Annotated in this window: 20 protein-coding genes; 8 read left to right on the top strand and 12 right to left on the bottom strand. The window is 74.3% G+C overall.

What is annotated here, in order from left to right; translation table 11 throughout:
* Positions 1-35 precede the first annotated feature (35 nt).
* The 10 genes from OG410_RS39785 to OG410_RS39740 all read right to left on the bottom strand — a co-directional run bounded on the left by OG410_RS39785 (position 36) and on the right by OG410_RS39740 (position 10354).
* Positions 36-929, bottom strand: a complete 894-nt coding sequence (locus OG410_RS39785) for an HpcH/HpaI aldolase/citrate lyase family protein (RefSeq protein ID WP_329303624.1) — start codon at positions 927-929, stop codon at positions 36-38.
* A gap of 7 nt (positions 930-936) precedes the next feature.
* Positions 937-2100, bottom strand: a complete 1164-nt coding sequence (locus tag OG410_RS39780; protein ID WP_329303623.1) for an acyl-CoA dehydrogenase family protein — start codon at positions 2098-2100, stop codon at positions 937-939.
* A gap of 99 nt (positions 2101-2199) precedes the next feature.
* Positions 2200-3951, bottom strand: a complete 1752-nt coding sequence (locus tag OG410_RS39775) for an acetyl-CoA acetyltransferase (protein WP_329303622.1) — start codon at positions 3949-3951, stop codon at positions 2200-2202.
* Complete coding sequence (locus tag OG410_RS39770; RefSeq protein ID WP_329303621.1) at positions 3948-4373, bottom strand: MaoC/PaaZ C-terminal domain-containing protein; 426 nt, start codon at positions 4371-4373, stop codon at positions 3948-3950. Before OG410_RS39770 ends, OG410_RS39775 begins: the two co-directional genes overlap by 4 nt.
* The gene (locus OG410_RS39765; protein WP_329303620.1) at positions 4370-4882 is read right to left on the bottom strand and encodes a MaoC family dehydratase; all 513 of its coding nucleotides are present in this window, start codon (positions 4880-4882) and stop codon (positions 4370-4372) included. Before OG410_RS39765 ends, OG410_RS39770 begins: the two co-directional genes overlap by 4 nt.
* Positions 4879-5976: a RidA family protein gene (locus OG410_RS39760; protein WP_329303619.1), complete on the bottom strand. Its 1098-nt coding sequence runs from the start codon at positions 5974-5976 to the stop codon at positions 4879-4881. The genes OG410_RS39765 and OG410_RS39760 overlap by 4 nt, the downstream gene beginning before the upstream one ends.
* A complete protein-coding gene (locus OG410_RS39755) occupies positions 5973-7427 on the bottom strand; it encodes an MmgE/PrpD family protein (protein ID WP_329303618.1) in 1455 nt (484 codons plus the stop codon). Before OG410_RS39755 ends, OG410_RS39760 begins: the two co-directional genes overlap by 4 nt.
* On the bottom strand, positions 7420-8652 hold the full coding sequence (locus OG410_RS39750) for a CaiB/BaiF CoA transferase family protein (protein ID WP_329303617.1): 1233 nt from the start codon (positions 8650-8652) through the stop codon (positions 7420-7422). The genes OG410_RS39755 and OG410_RS39750 overlap by 8 nt, the downstream gene beginning before the upstream one ends.
* Positions 8649-9740, bottom strand: coding sequence for an LLM class flavin-dependent oxidoreductase (locus OG410_RS39745; protein ID WP_329303616.1), 1092 nt, complete (start codon positions 9738-9740; stop codon positions 8649-8651). Before OG410_RS39745 ends, OG410_RS39750 begins: the two co-directional genes overlap by 4 nt.
* Entirely contained in the window at positions 9737-10354 is a 618-nt protein-coding gene (locus tag OG410_RS39740) for a MaoC family dehydratase (RefSeq protein ID WP_329303615.1), read from the bottom strand. The genes OG410_RS39745 and OG410_RS39740 overlap by 4 nt, the downstream gene beginning before the upstream one ends.
* 441 nt (positions 10355-10795) lie before the next feature.
* Here OG410_RS39740 and OG410_RS39735 point away from each other — a divergent pair, with 441 nt between their 5' ends.
* The 6 genes from OG410_RS39735 (at position 10796) to OG410_RS39710 (ending at position 18360) form a co-directional block, all read left to right on the top strand.
* Positions 10796-12415: a hypothetical protein gene (locus OG410_RS39735; protein WP_329303614.1), complete on the top strand. Its 1620-nt coding sequence runs from the start codon at positions 10796-10798 to the stop codon at positions 12413-12415.
* A 244-nt stretch (positions 12416-12659) separates the two neighbouring features.
* Entirely contained in the window at positions 12660-13667 is a 1008-nt protein-coding gene (locus OG410_RS39730; RefSeq protein ID WP_329303613.1) for a WxL protein peptidoglycan domain-containing protein, read from the top strand.
* Positions 13664-14818 carry a hypothetical protein gene (locus tag OG410_RS39725; RefSeq protein WP_329303612.1) on the top strand — a complete coding sequence of 385 codons (1155 nt, stop codon included), beginning with the start codon at positions 13664-13666 and terminating at the stop codon, positions 14816-14818. Before OG410_RS39730 ends, OG410_RS39725 begins: the two co-directional genes overlap by 4 nt.
* A gap of 4 nt (positions 14819-14822) precedes the next feature.
* Positions 14823-16976, top strand: coding sequence for a hypothetical protein (locus tag OG410_RS39720; RefSeq protein ID WP_329303611.1), 2154 nt, complete (start codon positions 14823-14825; stop codon positions 16974-16976).
* 74 nt (positions 16977-17050) lie between these two features.
* Entirely contained in the window at positions 17051-17659 is a 609-nt protein-coding gene (locus tag OG410_RS39715; RefSeq protein WP_329303610.1) for a neocarzinostatin apoprotein domain-containing protein, read from the top strand.
* A complete protein-coding gene (locus OG410_RS39710) occupies positions 17656-18360 on the top strand; it encodes a neocarzinostatin apoprotein domain-containing protein (protein WP_329303609.1) in 705 nt (234 codons plus the stop codon). Before OG410_RS39715 ends, OG410_RS39710 begins: the two co-directional genes overlap by 4 nt.
* Before the next feature lie 99 nt (positions 18361-18459).
* Here the strand turns inward: OG410_RS39710 and OG410_RS39705 are convergent, their stop codons facing one another.
* Both OG410_RS39705 and OG410_RS39700 read right to left on the bottom strand, forming a co-directional pair.
* Positions 18460-19104 (bottom strand): isochorismatase family protein, encoded by a 645-nt coding sequence (locus tag OG410_RS39705; protein WP_329303608.1) that lies wholly within the window; start codon positions 19102-19104, stop codon positions 18460-18462.
* 1 nt (position 19105) lies between these two features.
* On the bottom strand, positions 19106-19228 hold the full coding sequence (locus OG410_RS39700; protein ID WP_329303607.1) for a hypothetical protein: 123 nt from the start codon (positions 19226-19228) through the stop codon (positions 19106-19108).
* A 63-nt stretch (positions 19229-19291) separates the two neighbouring features.
* On the opposite strand from OG410_RS39700, the gene OG410_RS39695 reads away from it, so the two are divergent.
* Positions 19292-19474, top strand: a complete 183-nt coding sequence (locus OG410_RS39695) for a hypothetical protein (protein WP_329303606.1) — start codon at positions 19292-19294, stop codon at positions 19472-19474.
* Between the two features lie 16 nt (positions 19475-19490).
* Complete coding sequence (locus OG410_RS39690; RefSeq protein WP_329303605.1) at positions 19491-20186, top strand: hypothetical protein; 696 nt, start codon at positions 19491-19493, stop codon at positions 20184-20186.
* Positions 20187-20196: the final 10 nt, after the last annotated feature.

Here is a 20196-nt window from a genome sequence, read left to right as displayed (position 1 = left end):
GGCTCTCCCGGCATCGGAGGCTTGAACCGGCTGCTTCAGGCCGTGTGTTCGGGCGCCGCGGCCAGTACCCGGCGTGCGGCACGGACGACCGCCTCGTCGACCATGCGTCCGTCGGCTCCGGTGACGACGGCGAGGCCCGAGCGTGCCGCTTCCTCGAAGCGGTCGACGAGTGCCCGGGCCGCCGACACCTCCTCGGCGGACGGAGTGAACACCTCGTGCACGACGGGGATCTGATCAGGGTGAATGCATGCCCTGGACCGGTAGCCGAGGCGGCGCAGTGCGCGTGTCGAGGCCAGCAGAGCCTGCGTGTCACGGAAGACCGTGCTCACCGGGCCGACGGGCGGCGCGATCCCGGCCGCAGCACTGGCGAGGACGAGGGTGGTCCGCACGACCAGCAGTTCCGACCGGTCGTCGGAGGACGGTTCCATGCCGAGTTCGGCGCACAGATCGGCCTCTCCGGCCTGGAGATGGGCGACGCGTGGCGCGGCGGCCAGGGCGGGAGCGTTCAGGACGGCGGCCGCCGTCTCCAGCAGGGGTGAGAGCGCGATCCGGCCCACCGTGAGACCGAGCTTCGCCTCCCGCTCGGTGAGCACGTCGTGGAACGCCGATACGGCCCCGGGGTGCGGGCATTTGGCGAGGCACAGGCCGCGCAGCGCCGGACAGACGAGGGCGGCGGCCTCTCGCAGTCCGTCGGGGCCGGGGTTCACCCGGACCCAGACGCTGGTGGCCCCGTCCGGCGGCAACGCCTCCAGCCAGGTGCGTACGGCTCGCAGCGCGGACCGCCTGGCCGCGGGGGCGACCGCGTCCTCGAGGTCGACGATGAGCGCGTCGGCGCCCCGGCCGAGCGCCTTGGCGAGCATGCGGGGGCGGTCGCCGGGGACGTACAGATAGGAGCGGGGCACGCGGTGCGACGGCGTGGGGCCGGTCATGCCGGAGTCAGCCGATCGTGGTGGTGTGCGCGGACAGACCGCGGGCGATGACCGTGCGCATGATGTCGTTGGTCCCCTCGCCGATCGCCATCAGGGCGGCGTCGCGGTAGAGGCGTTCGACGACGAACTCCTTGGAGTAGCCGTAGCCGCCGTGCAGGCGCATGGCGTCGAGCGAGGCGCGGATGGCGGTCTCCGAGGCGAACAGTTTGGCCATGCCCGCTTCCGTGTCGACCCGTCGGCCCTCGTCCGCCCGGCAGGCCGCCCAGTACACCAGGAGGCGGGCGGCCTGGAGTTCGGTGGCCATGTCGGCGAGGCGCAACTGCACGGCCTGGAAGTCGTGCACGGGCCGTCCGAAGGCGTGCCGCTGCGCGGTGTACGCGAGGGCGGCGTCGTAGGCGGCCTGCGCGATGCCGACCGAGCGGGCGGCGACGTTGATACGGCCGATCTCCAGCCCCGACAGGGCCTGTTGCATGCCCCGGCCCTCGACTCCGCCGAGCAGCGCGGTGGCGGGGACACGCACCCCGTCCAGGCGCAGTTCGCAGGACTCGGTGCCTTTGTAGCCGAGCTTGGGAAGGTCTCGTTCCACCGTGAAGCCAGGTGTCGCGGTGTCGACGAGCAGCAGGCTCATGCCCCGGTGGGCCGGCTCGGCATCGGGGTCGGTCTTCACGAGTACGGGCAGCACGTAGGCGTGCCGTGCGTTGGTGATCCAGGTCTTGGATCCGTGGACGACGTAGTCGTCGCCGTCGCGGCGGGCCGTGGTGCGGATGCCCTGGAGATCGGTGCCGGCGTCGGGTTCGGTCAGGGCGATGCCGCTGCGCCACTCGCCGTCGGCCAGCCGGGGAAGGTAGTGCTCCTTCTGCTCCGGTGTCCCGTGCCGGGCCAGGATCCAGCAGGCCAGGGAGTGGGAGCCGAGGATTCCGGCGATGCCCATCCAGCCCCGGGAGATCTCCTCGAAGACGAGGGCGAACGACACCATGTCGGCGGCGAGTCCGCCGTACTCCGCCGGGACGGTCAGGCCGAACAGGCCCATCTCCCGCATGCGGGCGACGATTTCGGTGGGATACCGGCCGGAGTCCTCCCACTCCTGGGCCACGGGTTCGATCTCCTTGGCGACGAAGTCGCGCAGGGTCCGGCGGAACAGCTTCTGCTCGGGCGTCAGGGTGAAGTCCACGGCTCAGGGCTCCGGTTCGGCGGGCGGCGGTGGCGCCGCGTGCGGCGGGTCGGTGGGCGGCGTGCCGGGCGCGGCGGCCTGGGGCTTGTCGGACAGGCCCTAGGGATCCACCGGGTCCCCGGTGGGACGGAACACGGGCAGCATCCTGCCGTCGGGCAACGCCCGCCAGGTCAGCCGCAGCGACTGACCGCACAGCAGGGCCTCGTGGTCTCCCACCAGCGGGGCGAGGAGCACCGGGCCCTCGGTCAGCCGGGTCCGCCCGAGTGCGTACGGCACCGGGCGGCCGTGCGGCGCGCGGTGCACGACGGTGAAGGTGTCGAGGAACGCGGTTCCGGCGACCGGGACGAGCCGGAGCCCGCGGGTGGCTCCGCAGGCGGTGCACAGGACGCGGGGCGGATGTTGTGCGTGACGGCAGGCGTCGCAGCGCTGGACGGTGAGCCGTCCGGTCCGCGTGGCGTCCCACCAGGGCCGGGTGACGGCGTCGGCGGGCGCGGGAAGAGGCCCGTCCCACGGCGGGGCTTGCGGCCCGGCGTGAGCCCCGCGGGTGAGCCCGGAAGGCGGCCTCGTCCCCGGCTGCGGGTGATCCGGGGTGCGCGGAGGCTCGGGTGAACCGGGTCGGACTTCGGGTGCGGCGGGCGGTAGTTCGGCCGCGCCGGTCCACGGCTCGGAAGTGCCGGGCGGGCTCGACCCGGCGCCGCCCGTGTCCTCGCGGACGAGGACGACCGTGGCGTGGGTGGACAGGATGCCGCCGGTGCCGTGGGCCACGGCCGTCCGCGCGCCGGGGATCTGGCGCGCGCCGCACTCGCCGCGCAGCTGTCGTACCGCCTCGATCAGGAGGAACACCCCGAACATGCCGGGATGTCCGTACGACAGTCCCCCGCCGCTGGTGTTCAGGGGGAGGGCGCCGCCGGGACGGATGCGGCCGTCCGCGACGAGGTCCGCCGCCTCTCCGGGGCCGCAGAAGCCAAGGGCTTCCAGCGACAGGAGCGTGGTGATCGTGAACGAGTCGTAGACCTGGACGACGTCGATGTCCGCCGGTCTCACCCCGGCGTGCCGGTAGGCGCGGTCGGCGCTCGCGTACGCGCCCGGGTTGGTCAGCAGGTCGTCCGGCCCCGCCGAGCCGGTGTGGGTGGTGGCCTCCCCGTACCCGAGGACGCGCACCGGGGTGCGGCGCAGGTCCCGGGCCCGGTCGAGGGAGGTGAGGACGATCGCGCCGCCCCCGTCGGTGACGAGGCAGCAGTCCGCCTTGGTGAGGGGGCTGGAGATCATCGGGGAGGCCAGCACCTCGTCGACGGTCAGGGGCCCGGCGCGGTGGCGGTGGGCGGCCGGGTTGAGCAGCGCCCACGCACGGGCGGCGACGGCGACCTCGGCGAGCGCGCGCCGGGAGTGGCCGTGGACGTGGAGGTAGCGCCGGGCGGCCATGGCGTGGTGGGAGAGCGGGTACAGCGGTCCGGCCGGTGCCTCGAACTGGGCCTCGGGCGAGGCGGGGTCCAGGGGCCCGGTGAGGCTGCGGGAGCGGCCCGAGCGCTGGTCGGAGCCGTAGGCGATGACGGCCGTGGTGCACTGTCCGGCCGCGATGGCCTGGGCGGCGCGCGCCACGTACATCTCGAAGGCGCTGCCGCCCGCGAAGGTGGAGTCCGTCCAGGCCGGTGCGATCCCGAGGTAGTCGGCGGCCTGTGTCGCGGGGAAGCGGCCGGTGCCGGAGGTCGCCAGTCCGTCGACCTGGGCGAGGGTGAGACCGGCGTCGTCCAGGGCCCGGGTGACGCCCTGGGCGAGGAGGGCGAGGGCGGGCAGGTCACTGACGCCGAGGTCGGCCTCGGCCACGCCCACCACGGCGACCCCGGTGGTCACGGGCCGCCCGCCGGTTCGCGGAGTTCCACGAGCGCTCCGGCGGGGGCGACCGCGGTACGGGCTCGGGGGCCCAGGACCTCGACGGTCTGCTCGACGGTCACCAGGCGGCCGTCGACGGCGGTGACCCGGCCGACGCAGCGCACGCTCTCTCCGGCGAACACCGGCCGTGCGAAACGGAAGTGCAGGCTTCGCAGGAAGCAGGCCGGGCCGAGCCAGTCGAGGAGCTGCTCCGCGAGGAGTGCCCCGAAGACCTGTCCGTCCACGACGGGGGCGGCCAGGTCTCTGGCGCCCGCGTAGGCGGCGTCGTAGTGCAGCCGGTGCCAGTCCCAGGTGGCGCCGGCGTAGGCGACCAGGCGGGTGATGGGGAAGGACCGCTCCAGGGGTGGTACGACGGCCCCGAGCAGCAGTTGGGGGCCGGTCACCGGGGCTCCTCGGCGGTGAGTGCGACGTGCAGGACGGTCTCCTCGTTCTCGGCGAGCAGAGTGCCGTGCTGGTCGGTGTAGGCGCAGCGCGAGGTGACGATGAGCAGCGGGCGGCCGTCGCCGGTGGTGCGTTCGCCGAGTGAGACGAGGGTCCAGGTGGCGGTGACGCGGACGCCGGGTCCGGCCGGACGGTGGAAGGTGTACGCGTGTGATCCGCGGACGGTGGCGGTGTGCGGGACGAGGATGCCCCAGGTGTGTCCCGCGTAGCCGTCCTCGTCCGGTGGCAGGCCGGTGTACTGGTTGGTCTCGCAGATCAGGGTCGGTGGTGCGATCACATCGGGGTGGCCGTGCGCGCGGGCGTAATCGGGGTCCGTGTAGAGGGGGTTGGAGTCGCCGACGGCCGTCGCGAAGTAGCGCAGGGCGGCGCGGCCGAGTGGTTCGGGCGCCGTGTAGACGGTCGTACGGCCGACGAGGGCGCGCAGTTCGTCGGTGAGCAGGGTGCGGGTCACGTGCCTCCTTCGGGCAGGTCCGCGGGATCGGGCAGGACCGCGGTCGGGAACACCTCGACGAGGAACTCCCGGCGGAGCAGGGCGGCGCAGCCGACGGTGGTGACGGCCGGGTGGGCGCCGGGTCCCAGCGCGCCCGCACGGGATGCGGCCAGCGGATCGGCCGGGGCGAAGGCGGGCGGGCAGAGGAACTCCTGGGTGTGCACGAGGTGTTCGGGTCCGCCTCCCGCGGCCTCGATCACGGTGCGCACCGCGCGGTAGATCTCGGCGGTCTGGGCGGCCGGGTCACCGGCGTGCAGGGCCTGCTGGGTGTCCATGTCGAGAGCGGCGAAGCCGGACATGTGGAGGGTGCGGCCCGCGCGCACGCCGGGGCTGTAGGTGAGGGTGTCGTAGCGCTGCCAGCCGGGGTTGACGCCGACGAGGGGGTGCCGGGAAGCCGTGACATCGAGCGCGACCAGGATGCCGGGGGCGTGCAGCCGGGACATGAGGATGCCGCCCGCGCCGGGGAACACCCCGGCCCCGCCCAGCAGTTCGCGGCGTGGACCGGCGCAGAGCGGATAGGCGCGGCGGGTCGCGGGGGTGGAGTAGTCGTAGGTGGTCACCGCGTGGTCGAGGCTGAGGCCCACGCCGTGCAGCAGGCGGTCGGCGGTGCGCAGGCAGTGGGCGTACTGGTGCGGGAAGTCGCCGGGGTGGGCGATGTCCCCGCGCGGGTCGAGCGGCAGGACGGTGGGCAGGAAGACCGTTCCGTCGGTCGCTTCGCGCAGACCCGTCGGCAGGGCCCGGCCGCCGCCGGGATCGAGTCGGACGGCGAGGGCGAATCGGGCGCCGGCGGGCAAGGTGTCGCTGACGACGGTGGTCCGCGCCGGGCGGTGCGGGCCCAGCAACTCCGCCAGTGCGAGGCCGAGTTCGTCCCGTGCTTCCAGTGCCGCGACACCGGTGAACTCCGTGAGGTGGACGATGTCGCCCGGCGCGGCGGAGTGTTCCCGCAGCAGCCGCGCCAGCCGGTCGCACACGGCTCGGGCTTCCGCGCCCGGCCTGTGGTCCGCGGACGGCACGACGGCGGTGAGGCGGGCGGCGGGGCGGACCGGGGCGCTCATGGTGTCCTCCGCACGACGAAGGCGCCGATGCGCGCGGTGAGTTCGAGGACCCGGTCGAGCGTCGGCTCCCGGTCGATACTCAGGACGCGTTCGCCGAGTTCACGCGAAAGGGCGTTCTCTCCACCGGCGTTGACATGGAATTTCACCAGCACCTCCTCGGTCGAGGGCGGGGGACGGTAGCCACCGGGGATCTCGGCCGCGTGTTCGCGTCCGTCCGTGGTGAGCACCCGGATGCGGCCCGGTGCCTCCGCGTCGGGTCCCTGCCAGGGCTGTTCCCGGTGGGTGACGCGGGAGGCCAGCGCGGTGGCGTCCGGGCGCGCGCCGGCCTCCCGGTCGTAGGAGTCGAGGGTGATCCGGCCGTCGAGCAGCATCAGGGCGGTGGAGTACGGGAGGGCGAACTTCGCCTCGTAGGAAGTGCGGGGTGCCCGGCGCTGCTCGGCGGGCTCGCACACGATGGGCACCGCACCGGGGGGTACGTCGACGACGGCGGAGGCCACTTCGGCACCGGCCAGTTCGCCGTGCAGGACGTGTGCGGCGTCGAGGGCGGGATGCATGAGCCGGCAGCACGGGTGCCGCTTGGCTGCGACGGCGGGCGCGTGCCACATCTCACCGAGGTCGCCCGCGACCCGGGCGGCCGTGACGGGGTGTCCGGCGAGCGCCGCGTACACACCGTAGCGGCCTTCCATGACGGTGTCCGGCCCCTCGGCTCCGGCGGCGGCGAGGCGGAGCGCGACGAGGCCGGCGTGGGCGGCGAGGCCGGGGTGCAGGGTCTTGGTGTCGCTGCCCGCGTCGAGGAATTCGAGGAGTCCGCCGGCACTGCTGCCCGCGAGGCCGAGGGCGTGGGTGAGCACGGGAACGGAGGTGCCGTACAGGACCGCGGCGGTGACGGGGGCGGCGAAGACGCTCGCGACCTGGGTGGCGTGCAGGCCGCGGGCGTGGAAGCGGTAGGGGGCGGCCAGGCCCACCCGGACCGCGGTCTCGTATCCCGCGACGGCGGCGGTGAGGACGCGCGCGCCGGTCGCGCCGGTGTGCTGGGCGCTGGTCAGCAGTGCGGGGAGCACGGCGGCCGTGGCGTGGACGAGTGCGCCGGGGTGGGTGTCGTCGAAGTCGAGGGCGTGGACGAGTGCGCCGGTGGCCAGCGCGGCGGCGGGCGCGCCGATCAGCTCCGTGGTGCCGGGTACCGCGGCTTCCCGCGGGCCGCCCAGTCCCCGGGCGGCGGCCAGCGCGGGAGCGGACGCGTCCTTCCGCAGGGCGGCGAGCAGGCAGCCGATGCCGTCCAGCAACTGTCTGCGCGCGGCTCGGCGCACGACGCTGGGTACCTGCTCCAGCGTGAGCCGGCCCGCCCAGCGGGCGATCAGGGCGGCGGCCGGACCCCCTTCGTCGTCCGCGTGACCGTGCGGGTGAGGGTGGCTGTGCAACTCAGGGTGGCTGTGCGGGGTGGTCTCAGGCACCGAAGGCCCCCTTCGCGCGCAGGTCGGCGATGCGCGTCTCCTCGTACCCGAGGATCTCGGTCAGGACCGTGTCGGTGTGTTCGCCGCGCAGCGGTGCCCGACGGTGGGCCGGGGCGGGCGGCCCGGTGCGCACCGGGCTGAGCAGGTTGCGGAGGGTGCCGAAATGCGGGTGGCTGGTCTCCACGACGAGTCCCCGGGCCTCGGTGTGCGGGTCGGCGAGCGCTTCGGCGACGGAGTTGACGGGCCCGCAGGGGACCCCGGCTTCGGTGAGCCGCCGGATCCAGGCGGCGGCCGACTGTTCGGCGAAGAGCTTCTCCAGCCGGGGTATCAGTTCCTCGCGGTGGGTACGGCGGCCTTCGAAGGAGCCGTACGCGTGGTCGGCGCGCGCCCATTCGGGGTGACCGAGCAGGCCCGCGAGGCGCTGCCAGAACTTCTCCTTGGGGCAGCCCACGACGATCCAGGCGTCGCGGGCCCGGAATGCCTGGAACGGGACGAGGGAGGGGTGGGCGGAATGCCGGGTCCTGGTCGGGGTGAAGCCGCCGTTGAGATGCCAGAGGCCCGGGTAGGTGAGCATGCTCAGCGCCGTGTCGTACAGGGAGACGTCGCAGTCGAGGCCCCGGCCGTCGCGGCGGGCGGCGTGCAGGCCGGCCAGCAGGGCGAGCGCGGCGGCGAAGCCGCCGGAGTAGTCGACCAGGGAGAGACCGGACTTGGCGGGCGGTCCCCCGGGTTCGCCGGTGAGGTCCATCCAGCCCGCCAGGCCTTGCAGGATGTAGTCGTAGCCGGGCTGCGCGGACCGGGGGCCGGTCATGCCGAAGCCGGTGAGTGAGCAGCAGACGATCGCCGGGTTCAGCGGGCCGAGGGTGTCGTACGTGATGCCGAGGCGCTCGGGGACATCGCCCCGCAGGTTGGAGTAGACGGCGTCGCTGTGCCGGACGAGGTCCTCGAACACCGCCCGGCCGAGGGGATGGGCGAGGTCGAGGGAGACGCTTCGTTTGTTGCGGTTGAACGCCTCGAAGAACAGCGAGTCCTCACCGTGCTGGTGGGGCGGCACATAGCGGCCCACGTCGCCGCCGGCGCCCGGATCCTCGATCTTGATGACGTCGGCGCCCAGGTCGGCGAGGTGCAGGGTGCCGAACGGGCCGGCCCCGTACTGCTCGACCGCGAGAACACGCACGTCCGCCAGCGGGCGCGGGACCGACGCCCCTTGATCCGTCGGCGCTGTCATGCGCGTACCTCCTTGATGAGGGCGATGACGGCCGCCTGGGCCGCGCGGATCTCCCCGGGTTCCAGGCCGTGGACGGGCGGGCCGAGCTTGACGGAGTCGGCCACGGCCGCGTACTCCGTGAGCCGCCGCGCGACCTCGTCGGGGGTGCCGGTGAGGGTCAGGGCCCGGGTCATGGCGGGGTCGACGGCATGGCCGAGCCGGTCCGCGCGGGCGCCCGCGGAGCGGAACTCCTCGAGGACACGCTGCTGCGCGACTTCGAGTCGGTGCTCGGCGAAGAGCGGGCCGTAGGTGCGGACCGAGGCGTAGAAGCCGAGGCCGCCCGCGGCCAGGCGGTGGGCGCGCCGGGGATCGGGGTCGATCGAGCAGCAGGCGGAGGCGGTGACCTCGAACCCGTCGAGGCCGTGCCCGGGTGCCGGCCCGTTGTCGGGGCGGGAGGCGGCCGGGTCGGATGCCCGGCGGGCGTGTCCTTCGGCGAGCCCGGGCAGGACGGTGTCCTCGAGGTGGGCGGGTGAGCCCAGTTCGTGGCCGATCCAGCCGTCCGCGATCTCGCCCGCGAGGCGGGTCATCACGGGGCCGACGGCGGCGAGATGGACAGGGATGCGCGCACGCACCGGCGGGAAGGGGCGCCGGTAGCCACGGATGCGGAATCCGGTGACCTCGCCGCCCGCCTCGATCGTGGCGCCGTCCGCGCAGGCGGCCGTGAAGGCCCGGACGCAGGCGACCGTCTCGCGCAGGCGCCGCACGGGCGGGTCGAAGTCGGCGTGGTGCCAGTCCTCGTTGAGCCGCCGGACCCCGCTGCCGAGGCCGAGGACGAAGCGGCCCGCGCTGAGTTCGTCGAGGTCGAGGGCCTCCAGCGCGGTGGTGAGCGGGCTGCGGACGAAGGCGAGCGCGACGGCGGTCCCGACACGGGCCGGGCCGGCGACGGGGGCGAGCGCGGCGGCCGTGATCGTGGCGCTGCGGTGGAGCTCGGCCGCCCAGAGGGTGTCGGCGCCCGCCTCGCGCGCGGCCCGTCCGGCGGCCACGAGTTCGTCGAGGGTCTCGCCCCAGGGTGCGTAGCCGATCCGTGGCAGTGCCGGGGGCGCGCTCACGGGGTGTCGTCCAACCCGAGCGGCGCGGTGGGCCGGGGGCGGTGCCGGTCGGCGGGGAGTGCGCCGCGCCGGTGGACGTAGAAGGTGCGGCGGAACGAACACACCTGCTCGCCACGCTGGTTGAGGGTCCGGGTGCGGACGGTGACGAGGCCGGCAGCCGGGCGTGAGGCGGACGCGCGGGCCTCCAGGACGATCGACTCGGACCACAGCGTGTCCCCCGCGAACACCGGCGCGGTCATCCTCACGTCGTCCCATCCGAGATTGGCGAAGGCGTTCTGGGTGAGGTCGGTGACGCTCTGTCCGACCGCGACGGCCAGGGTCAGGGTGGAGACGACGAGCGGCCGGCCGAACTCGCTGTGTCCGGCGTACACCTCGTTGAAGTGCATCTCGTTGGTGTTCATCGTCAGCAGCGTGAACCAGGTGTTGTCCGCGTCGCTGACGGTGCGGCCCAGCGGATGCTCGTAGATGTCGCCGACCGTGAAGTCCTCGTAGAAGCGTCCGCTCCAGCCGGGGCGAACGGTGCCGGTGGCCCGGCCGGTGCCCGACGACGGGCTCATACGGATCCTCCCCTGGACCTGCTGCGGCCCGGACTCGGTGACCGTGGCGGTCCCCATGAACTCCGCCTGTGTGCAGGGGGTTTCGGGCCGCTCGCCGCGGCCAACCCTAGGAGCTCCCCTGAGAGAGCGTCAAGAGTCTTGTTTCCCTACGCGTTCCATTGTTTCCCACAATGAATCCGCCCGACACCCTTCCACCGACCGCCGCAGCCCGTACGCGCACTCACGGTTTAACGGGAGCGAAACCCCGCGCCTCTTGACATCCGGACGGGCCTGGCGCTGTATTTGGACGACGTTTTCGAAACGTCGTTTCACTCTAGGAAACGAGCGGCCGACTGTCGGACACCTCGCCGAACCCGGCGCCCCCGACCCGGCGACGGCCCGCTCGGCGAGCGCCCCGCCGGAACGGATGTCCGCCCCCACGGGACATCCGTTCCGACGGCGGTGCTGCCCGACACCCCGACGCGTCCGCGCGCACCCGCTCCACGAAAGGAGCGCCCCATGAAGCACGCCCACCCCGGCCTCGTCCCGGGACGAGGCGGGGCCGCCCTCGCCGCACTCGTCGTCGCGGCGGCCGGTTCCCTCGTCCTCGGCGGGTCGTCCCCCGCGTCCGCCGGCAGCGCCTCCGTGTCGTACGACTGCGTCTTCAGCACGTCGCACTCGCAGTTCACCACGACGGCGACGCTCACGGCTCCCGCCACCGCGACCGCAGGACAGAGCGTCGACGTCACCCTCGGCCTGGACGACGCGGGTCCCGCCAACGGACCCGTACCGCTGCCCGCGAACAGCGTCGCCGCCTCGGCCCGGATCCTCGTCTCCGGACAGGACCCCATCACCCTCAGCGCACCCGCCTCCCACCCGGCCATCCCCGCCAAGGGGACGATCCCGATCCCCGATCTGAGCGGCAAGCTCACCGTCGCCCAGCCCGGGAGCGTCACTCTGACGCCCGGTCAGATCACGCTGGACATCCCGAGTTACGGCCTGTCGCTGGCCTGTACGCTGCAGGGCGACGCCCCGGTGCTGCACACCATGACCGTCACTGCCGGCGGGGGATCCGGCACGCTGGCGGTCTCGAAGATCTCCGGCCGGCCGGCGGCCGACACCACGGGCGCCCGCCCGGGTGACACCGTGACCCTCGGCGGCAGCGGCTGGACGCCCTCGGCGGCCGTCGACACCGTGGAGCTGTGCTCGCTCACCGGAACGAGTTGCTCCGACGCGGACCTGACCCCCGATCTCTCCGTGGACAGCGCCGGAAAGCTCACCGGAACAGTGCTGGTCAAGGCGTCCGCGGCACCGGGACCGCACACCCTCAGGATCACCCAGGGCGGCACCACCGCCACCCTGGTCCTGGGCGTCCTCGGCACCAGGGCCCTCCAGCTCAGCCCCTCCGGAGGCGGACCGGGCACGGCCACCACCGTCACCGGCACGAGCTTCGACCCCGGGGACGAGGTCACCGTCACGCCCGTCGACGACTCCGGCGCACCCACCACGGACCTCGCGGTGACGGCTCCGGTCGACGCCCGCGGATCCTTCACGGCCACGGTCACACCCGCCACGGGCACCGTGAAGATCGTCGCGGCCGAGAAGGACGGCACCGCCGAGGACTCCGCCGAGGCGGCCTGGGCGGCCACGGCGAACGGTGGGGCGAGCGAGCAGAACCTCAAGATCGTGGTCGCGGGCGGGGCGCTGACGATGGCACAGGAGCCCGGCGACGTGACCTTCGAACCGGTCACCGTCGACGGCACCGAGCACACGTCGGGCGGCACCCTGCGCTCGGTCCAGGTCAAGGACTTCCGGGGCGGAACCCAGGGCTGGTCGCTGGTCGGCACGGTCACCGACTTCCGCACCGCGTCGGGGGCGGTCATTCCGGGCGGGCGGCTGTCGTGGACACCGACGTGCGGGGTGCACACGGGAGCGGCGGCCGCCTCGACGGTGACGGCCGGCTCGCCGGGGCCGCTCGGCACGACCATCGCGGTCCCGCTCTGCACCCAGTCGGCGAGCACCGATCCGGCGTCCGTGACCGGCGGTCACTTCGACGCGGGCGCGGGACTCTCCCTCGACGTACCGGCCATCGCCCAGAGCGGTGCCTACGAGGCCGTGCTCCGCCTGACCCTTTCCTGACGGTTCAGCAACATCGCTGCCGGACCTGCTGGTTGGGCGAGGTGCGTGATCGGCCGCGCGCCTCGTGCCTCACCGGCCGTCGGGCCACGACTTCGTACCTCCCCGCCATCGACCACGGACCTCGCCCCTCACGGACGGCCGGGCACGCACCTCGCCCGACCGCCATGGCACGCCCCAAGCCCCGCACCTCGACCCGACCGTCGCCGACCCGCCGCCCACCCGCCGCCGGAGCAGGAGCACACCCATGCCCGTCCGAAGCCACGGCCCGTTCCGGCCGATCCGCCCGACGGTGTCGTGCGCACTGCTCGCCCTCCTTCTGGCGCTGCTCATGAGTCCCGCGCCCGCCTCGGCCGCGGGGAGCGGGCCGGACGCCTGGTCCGTGCGGCCCGCGGGCGCGGCCACCGACGGAGTGCGGCGCGGCGCCTTCTCCCTGGACGCCGCGCCGGGCTCGAAGATCAAGGACGCGGTGCTCGTCAGCAACCTCTCCAAGGTGCCGATCTCCTTCCAGGTGTACGGGACCGACGCGTACAACACGCCGCGCGACGGGGCGCTCGCCTACCGGGAGGCGGGGCAGGCCCAACAGGGGATCGGACGCTGGGTGAAGCTCGCCACCAACGCCCTGGTGATCCCCGCGGGCCGCAGCGCGGAGATCCCCTTCACCCTGACCGTGCCCGCGGACGCGACACCCGGCGCCCATGTCGGGGGCATCGTCGCGCTCGACAACGCGGTGGAACAGGCCGGCCGGGACAACGGCGTCGACCTCGGCATCCAGCGGGCCGTCGCCGTGCGGATGCAGCTCACCGTGGCCGGCCCGCTCACTCCCGGAATGACGGTGCGCGACGTACGGCTGACGCACCGGCCCTCCGGAATGCCCTTCCGCTCCGGATCCGCGACCGTCCGCTACACGGTCGTCAACACCGGCAACACCGTCATCCAGCCGACCGCCCGCCCGCGCGCCACCGGGCTCTTCGGCCGTAGCCTCAAGACCTTCCGCACCGCCCGGCTGCCGGTCCTTCTGCCCGGCCAGAGCACGGTCATGACCGCCGCCTGGGACGGAACACCCCCGCTGGACTTCGTCCACGTCTCCGTACGCGTGAGCGCGCAGGGCGTGCCCGAGGCGTCCGCCGAATCCGGTTCGGTCCTGCTGTCCTGGACCACCGTCGCCGTACTTCTCGCCCTGTCGGCACTGCTGGCCCTGGCCCTCTCACAGGTGCGCCGGTGGCGCCGTGCCCGCCTGGAGGAGTTGCCATGAACCTCGGGGTCCCCACGGCGGCGCTCGCGGCGGCGTTCCTGGCCGGTCCCGCTCTGCCCGCAGCGTCGGCCCGGGCGGACGTCGCGGCCGCATCGGCCCGGGCAGACGCCCCGCAGCCCTCGATCGGCGTCGGCTCCACACGGTTGAGCCCGGGCCGGCCCGCCACGGTCACCGGCGCCGACTGGCCCCCGGGTGCCACGGTGCAGGCGGAGGTGTGCGGCGCCCGCGCGCTGCGGGGCAGCGCCGACTGCGACACGCTGCGCGCCGCCGTGGCCCTGGTGGCGGCCGACGGGACCTTCCGGGTGACGCTCATCGCGGGCGCGCCGCCCTCACGTTGTCCCTGTGTGATCCGCGTGACGGCCCAACCCGGCGCGAGTAGTGCCCAGTTGGACGTCGAACTCGCCGGGCAGCGGGAGGCGCCCCTGCCCTCGCTCGCCCCGGCGCCGCGTGTCGACGTGGTCCGTACGCGTCTGTCCGGCTCGCCGGGACTGGCGGAGCTGTTCGGCGCCTCGCCGCACCGCACGCTCACGGTCACGGTCCGCAATCCCGGGACGACCGCCCTCGGCCGGGCCCCGCTGATCGTCGCCTGGGGTACGGGCGGGACGGCGGACATCCCCGTCTCGGCCCCACTGACCAGGGACCTTCCGGCGGGCGCCACCCGCACCTACCTCGTCCGCGTCACCCTGCCGGCCGCCGCCTTCGGCAGGTACTCCGTGGGCGGCGCGTACGGGCCCGCGAAGTTCTCCTCGGCCACCGACGTCTATCCCTGGGGGCTGATCACGACCGCGGTTCTCTCGGCTCTGCTCCTGGTTTACGCGATCGGTGTCGCGGCCCGCCGCCGCTTCCGGGAGCGTCCGGTGCGGGCCGGCGTCCCGGCCTCGGACGCGACCGTGACCGCACCCGTGCCCCCGACCGACGTCGAACTCGCCGGCCTGCGTACGTTCCTGGCCCGCGCGGGAGACGAGGGCGGCCGGACGATCGCCCTGCACACGCTGCTGCGTCACGTCTCGGGGCAGCCGGAGCTGACCGACCGCCAGGGTCTGGACGACCTCGTACGGCTGCTCGCTCCGCCGCTGCCGACCCGTCCCGGCGACACCGCGCGGGCGGAGTCCGACGAACCGCGCGACGCCCGTTCGCGAGAGGTGAGGTGAGGGCATGACGCCGTCGCGTGAGCACTGGGCCGACGACGTACGGAGCGGTGCCGCGGCCGGGCTGCTCCCCGGCACCCTGGTGCTCGGCGCACCGTTGCTCGGTGCGGTCGTGGGCATGCCCGGCGCGGCGGTGCGCTACGTGCTGCTCACCGCCGCGCTCGTGTGCGGCCTCGGCGCGGGAGTCACATGTGGGCTTCGCCGACGACGGCCCGTCACCCCGCGTACGGCGGCACGGTGCGCGCTGCTCGCCTGCCTGCTCGTCGCGGTGGCGGGGCTGTGGCCCTCGGTCCCGGTGTACTGCGGGGCCGTGCTCGCGGGCGCCCTGCTCGGCGCGCCGGGTCTGTGTCTCTTCCGCGCCACGCCCGCCTGGTGCGTGGGCGGGCTCGCCGGGCTGGGTGCGGCGGGCGGCCTCACCGGGTGGGCGGCGGAGCACGCCGGCGTGACGCTCACCGTGTGCGGGGTGGCGGGGGCGGCCCTGCTGACACCGCTCGCGGTGAGGCACCCGGGCCTCCCACTGGACAACGTGCCCAGCGGGCAAGGTAGTTCGCCCGCCACGACAGCCAGTGCGGCAGCGCGGACGACAGCCCCATATCGAGCAGCCGTGGGCACGATCGGTGACGGCCCGTCCGCCCCGGGCGCCGGTGTCGGGCGCTCCGCACCGGGCCCAGGTGTGGTGCCCTCCGCACAGGGCGCCGGTGACGAGCCGCCAGCACACGACTCCAGGCCCGAACCGTCCTCGCGAAGCACGGATGCCAGGCCGCCGACGCCAGGCGCCGACGGCGAACCGCCCGCGAAAGGCGCCCGCGCCACGGCACGCATGCCTGCGGCGCGTTCGGAGCGGGGTGCGGAAGGGATGCGTACCGGATCCGCCGCGCGCAGCACCACGGTGGACGTCGTGGTTCTCTCGGCAGCCGCCTCGGCCGCCTTCTTCGCGGCGCAGGACCTGCTGGTGTTCCGGCGGCTGGAACTCGGCGGAGCGCCCGCCGCACTGACGGGAACCGCGGCACTGGCCGCGGCGATCGTGCCCGCTGCTCTCCTCGGGCGCACCGGCGGCGGGGCGCGCGAACCGGTCGCCGACGACACGGTACGCAGATCAGGGTTCCTCCCCCGGGACCCGTTCCTGCCCCTGCTGTTGCTCGCCGTGGCGGCGGCGATGGCAGCGTTGGCGGCGGCGGCCGACACGAGGCAGCTCGTGGCCGCCCTGGCGCTGGCGCTGGGCAGCGCGGCCGCGGGCGTGTCGACACTGCGGGCCTCCGGATTCCGTGGCACCGCGCTGCCCGCGCTGCTCGGAGGTCTGGCGGGGATCGGCGCCCTGGCACTGACCGGGCGTCTTCTGAACGCCGGGGACGCGCTCGTCCTGGCCTCGGCATTGCCCCTGAGCCGCGCCGCGCTGCTCCTGCGCGTCGGCCGGGCCGCACGCCGCGTCGCGGTCCCCGGAACGACGCCGCCCGCGCTGGAGGTGCGGCGCCTGACGGTGCGCCACAGGAACCGGCCCCGAGTGACCCGGCTGCGGCTGTCCGTCGCCCCTGGGGAACTGGTCGTCCTGCACGACGGGCGGCCGGGCCGCAGGACCGGATCGGCCCTGCGCGCGATCGCCGGCATTCCGCGCCGGTCCTCCGGCCGCCACACGATCCTCGGCCACGACGTGGCGCGTACCGACGCGGCGACACGCTGGCGGCTGGGGCTCTGCGCGCTGCTGGACCCGCAGGACGGCGCCGTGCCCGGCGCTCTGCCGCAACTCGCCTCGCCCACCAGTGTGTCCGGCGCTCTGCGGACCACCGTGGCACCCCTGGGGGCGGAAAGGGCCGACGAGATGTGCCGGGCCGCGCGCGCCGCGTTCCCGTTTCTCGCGGCCCGCGGTGACGACCCGCCCGCCGCTCTCGAACCGGTCGAGCGCTGCGTGCTCGGCCTCGCCCTGACCCTGATCGCCCGGCCGCGGCTCCTCCTGCTGGACCTCACCGGTCCCGGCACGCGACACCTCGCGGCCGACCCGGACGTGGCCGACCTGCTGCGCCGGATCACCGGCCAGGGAACCGCCGTGCTGGTCGCCACAAGCCGACCGTCACCCGTCCTCGGAGGTCGTGCGGTCGGCTTCCCGGCCGGCCGCCGGGCACCACGCCCCCCGCTGGTCCCCCGTACGAGAAAGGCATCGGCATGAGGTGGTGGTCCTCCCCCGGCCGGGCCGGCCGGGCCCCGGCAACGGTCGTCCGTGTCCTGGCAGCCTGCGTCCTGGTGTTGTCAGCCACCGGAGCGGCTTCGGCCGCCGACCCGCCGGGCGCCACGGCCAGGCTGTCGGCCGCCGTCGATCTCACCGAGGGCCAGAAGATCACCGTCACCGGGGAGGGCTTCCGTGGCGGACTCACCTCGGTGGCGGTCGGACTGTGCAAGAAGGGATACACCGGCAACACGGACTGCGACCTGGCGGGCGGGGCCGTACTGGTGAACATCGGCGGCTCCGGCAGGCTTCCCCGGGTCACCCTCACCGCGCACGCCCGCTTCGCGGGCATCGACTGCCGCGACGTCCCGTGCGTGGTGGGCATCTCCCCGCTGCCGACCGGTACTCCGGCCGCGCTGCGGCCCGCCAACACCGTCGACATCCCGGTCGGCTTCCGGGGCGGAACTCCCCGGGGTGAGTCCTCGGGCGTGGGGCGTGCCGTCACCGCGACGACGCCCGGCGGCACCGTCGCGTCGTCGGGCTCCCGCTGGCGCGGGCCCTCGACCCTCCTGTGGGGTGCTTCGACGGCGCTCGCCGCGCTGTGCGCGGGAGCGGCCCTGATCAGCCTCCGCCGCGTCCGGCACGACGGCGGAACCCCTCTTCCCGACACCGGAGGTACCTCTTGAACCGCGTCCTCTCCCGCACCGGCACCGGGGCCGCGGCCCTGGCCGCGGTGGCGGCGGTCTGTTCGGCGGCGACACCCGCCGCGGCCGCCGGGACCCTGACCGTGAGCAGGACCACCGGGCTCACGCCCGGTGACACCGTCACGGTCTCCGCCAAGGGCCTGAGTCCGAGTCAGGCGTTCGTCCCGCTCGGCATGTGCAAGCCGGACCCGACGGGTCCGACCGACTGCGACACGGCGACCGCGCTGGTCGGCAAGACCGACGGTTCGGGTGTCTGGCACCTGTCGTCCAGCGACGCGACCTCCGCGGCCCTGAAGATCTCCGCGAAAGCGGGCGGCGCGGACTGCACGTCCAAGGCGGGCGCCTGCGTGGTCGCGGTGTTCATCTCCGCGACCGACGAACTCGTCCAGGTGCCGCTGACCGTGAGCGCCACGGGGTCGGGTTCGCCCTCGCCCAGTACGTCGGCCAGTCCTTCGGCGTCCAGCACCGCGGGCACCTCCGGTGGCAGCACCTCCGGGTCCTCGTCGGGGGACTCCGGATCCGGCTCGGCATCAGGATCGACATCGGGATCGGGGTCCGGAAGCCTTCCGCAGACGGGTTCCGTGGACGGTGTCGCGGTGGGTCTGCTGGCCGGCGGGACGCTGCTCATGGGCGGCGCCGCGTTTCTGATCCTGGTGCGGCGCAAGCGTGACGAATCGACGTGACCGAACGCATCCGCCCCGGTCCTGAGGGCTGTCCCGTGATCCCCGCCCGCCGGGGACCACGGGACAGCCCTCAGGCGGCCGGACGCCTTCGGGCCGGGTTCACCCGGGCGCGTACCGGGCCAGGGCGGCGCAGGCGTCGTCGAGCGCGATCACGTCCGCGTACTTGGAGTCCAGGTCGAAGAGGCTGGCCTCGTGCGGCCCGGGATCCCGGTCGGCCACGGCTTCCCTGACCACCAGCGGCCGGAATCCGTACTGGAGGCCGTCCAGCGCGCTGGCCCGGACGCAGCCGCTGGTCGAGAAGCCGCCCAGGAGCAGGGTGTCCACGCCCCAGGAACGAAGGGTCCCGTCCAGGCCGGTGCCGAAGAACGCGCTCGGGTAGTGCTTGAACACGACGGAGTCGCTCGCGCCGGGCGGACAGGCCGTGGTGAACCCGGCGTGTGGGGCTCCGGCCCGGAAGGCGGCGAGTCCGGGAACCTTGCGGGCGAAGTGCGGTACGTCGTCGGTGGGTTCACCGGTGTAGCGCACGGCCGTGAAGACCACCGGCAGCCCTGCGGCGCGGGCGGTGTCCGCCAGCCGGCGCATGGCCGCGAGGGCGTCGGCCGCGGTGTCCAGGAAGAGCGCTGCACCGGGGTCCGCGTACGCCCGTACGGGGTCCACGAGAACCACCGCGGGCCGCTCGCCCCAGCCGACGCGGCGACCGAACCCGGCCGCGCGGTAGTCCTCGTGGAGAGGGTCCGACGCCATCTCAGACCACCTCCTGGGCCGGCCGCGGACCGATCTCGGCGAGCCCGTCGGGGCCTAGGTCCCGACGTTCGAGGGGTGCGGGCCCGAAGTTCTCCACCTGAATGTCGGACAGGGGTCCAGTCATGACCGCAGTGTAAAATTGGGAAACATTGTTTCGCTAGAGGAATCGACGCGGCAGAATGCCGGCATGGAGACCTCACCGGGGGCCATACCCCCGCAGGCCATGGAGACGACCGGACCGGCGGCGCGGGACGGGCTGGAGAACGAGACCGCGACGCCCCGGCCGGGGACACCCGTCGGCCGCGACGCGCCCGCCTCCCCAGGCAATGCCTGGGGCCCGTCCGCCGGGCCGCGGCCCGGCACCGCGTGACGGGGGCGCGGACGCCATGGGTGCACATCCGCACGGCTGGTGGATCCTGCTCCACCTGGTGCTGTTCGTCTTCTGGCTGGGCGGTGACCTGGGGGTCTACGTCTCCAGCCGCTACGTCCTGCGGGCGGACCTGCCGTTCGCCGCCCGGTCGACCGCACTGCAGATCATGGGCGTGCTCGATCTCGGCCCGAAGATCTGTCTGATCCTCTTCCTCCCGAGCGGCATCACGCTGATGGTCCTGGACCCGCACGGCCCCCCCGGCCTGCTCCACGGCTGGACGGCGGTGGCCGCGTGGACCGCGGCCGGCTGCTGGCTCGGGCTCACGGTGGCGGACCATCACCACCCCGGCCGCAGGCCCTGGGTCCGGCGCACGGACTGGGCCGTGCGGATCACCCTGACCGGGGCGCTGCTGGCCACCGGCGTGTACACGCTCCTGGCGCCCGAACCGTTCGGCGTGGACACCCATCCGAAGTGGCTGGGCGCCAAGGTGGCGCTGTACGCGCTGGCCATCGCCTGCGGCCTCGGTATCCGGCTCAGGCTGCGGTCCTTCGGCCCGGCCTTCACCGCGCTGGCCAAGGACGGCTCGACACCCGCGACCGAGCGCGCGCTGCGCGCGGCGGTCAACGGGTGCGTCCCCTACGTGGCGGGCATCTGGTCCTGCGTCCTGGCCGCCGCCGCGCTGGGCGTGCTGAAGCCCGGGGCCCGGCTGTGAAGCGGTTCCG

The organism is Streptomyces sp. NBC_00659 (genome assembly GCF_036226925.1).
In the GTDB taxonomy this organism is placed as follows: Bacteria; Actinomycetota; Actinomycetes; order Streptomycetales; family Streptomycetaceae; genus Streptomyces.
This window is presented reverse-complemented; position numbering and strand designations above follow the sequence as displayed.

Excerpts from the sequence above, each read along its gene's own strand:
- OG410_RS39720 (WP_329303611.1), top strand. The coding sequence starts at position 14,823 with ATGACGCCGTCGCGTGAGCACTGGGCCGACGACGTACGGAGCGGTGCC.
- OG410_RS39760 (WP_329303619.1), bottom strand. The coding sequence starts at position 5,976 with ATGAGCGCCCCGGTCCGCCCCGCCGCCCGCCTCACCGCCGTCGTGCCG.
- OG410_RS39740 (WP_329303615.1), bottom strand. The coding sequence starts at position 10,354 with ATGGGGACCGCCACGGTCACCGAGTCCGGGCCGCAGCAGGTCCAGGGG.
- OG410_RS39705 (WP_329303608.1), bottom strand. The coding sequence starts at position 19,104 with ATGGCGTCGGACCCTCTCCACGAGGACTACCGCGCGGCCGGGTTCGGT.
- OG410_RS39700 (WP_329303607.1), bottom strand. The coding sequence starts at position 19,228 with ATGACTGGACCCCTGTCCGACATTCAGGTGGAGAACTTCGGGCCCGCA.
- OG410_RS39750 (WP_329303617.1), bottom strand. The coding sequence starts at position 8,652 with ATGACAGCGCCGACGGATCAAGGGGCGTCGGTCCCGCGCCCGCTGGCG.
- OG410_RS39785 (WP_329303624.1), bottom strand. The coding sequence starts at position 929 with ATGACCGGCCCCACGCCGTCGCACCGCGTGCCCCGCTCCTATCTGTAC.
- OG410_RS39690 (WP_329303605.1), top strand. The coding sequence starts at position 19,491 with ATGGGTGCACATCCGCACGGCTGGTGGATCCTGCTCCACCTGGTGCTG.
- OG410_RS39735 (WP_329303614.1), top strand. The coding sequence starts at position 10,796 with ATGAAGCACGCCCACCCCGGCCTCGTCCCGGGACGAGGCGGGGCCGCC.
- OG410_RS39725 (WP_329303612.1), top strand. The coding sequence starts at position 13,664 with ATGAACCTCGGGGTCCCCACGGCGGCGCTCGCGGCGGCGTTCCTGGCC.
- OG410_RS39695 (WP_329303606.1), top strand. The coding sequence starts at position 19,292 with ATGGAGACCTCACCGGGGGCCATACCCCCGCAGGCCATGGAGACGACC.
- OG410_RS39730 (WP_329303613.1), top strand. The coding sequence starts at position 12,660 with ATGCCCGTCCGAAGCCACGGCCCGTTCCGGCCGATCCGCCCGACGGTG.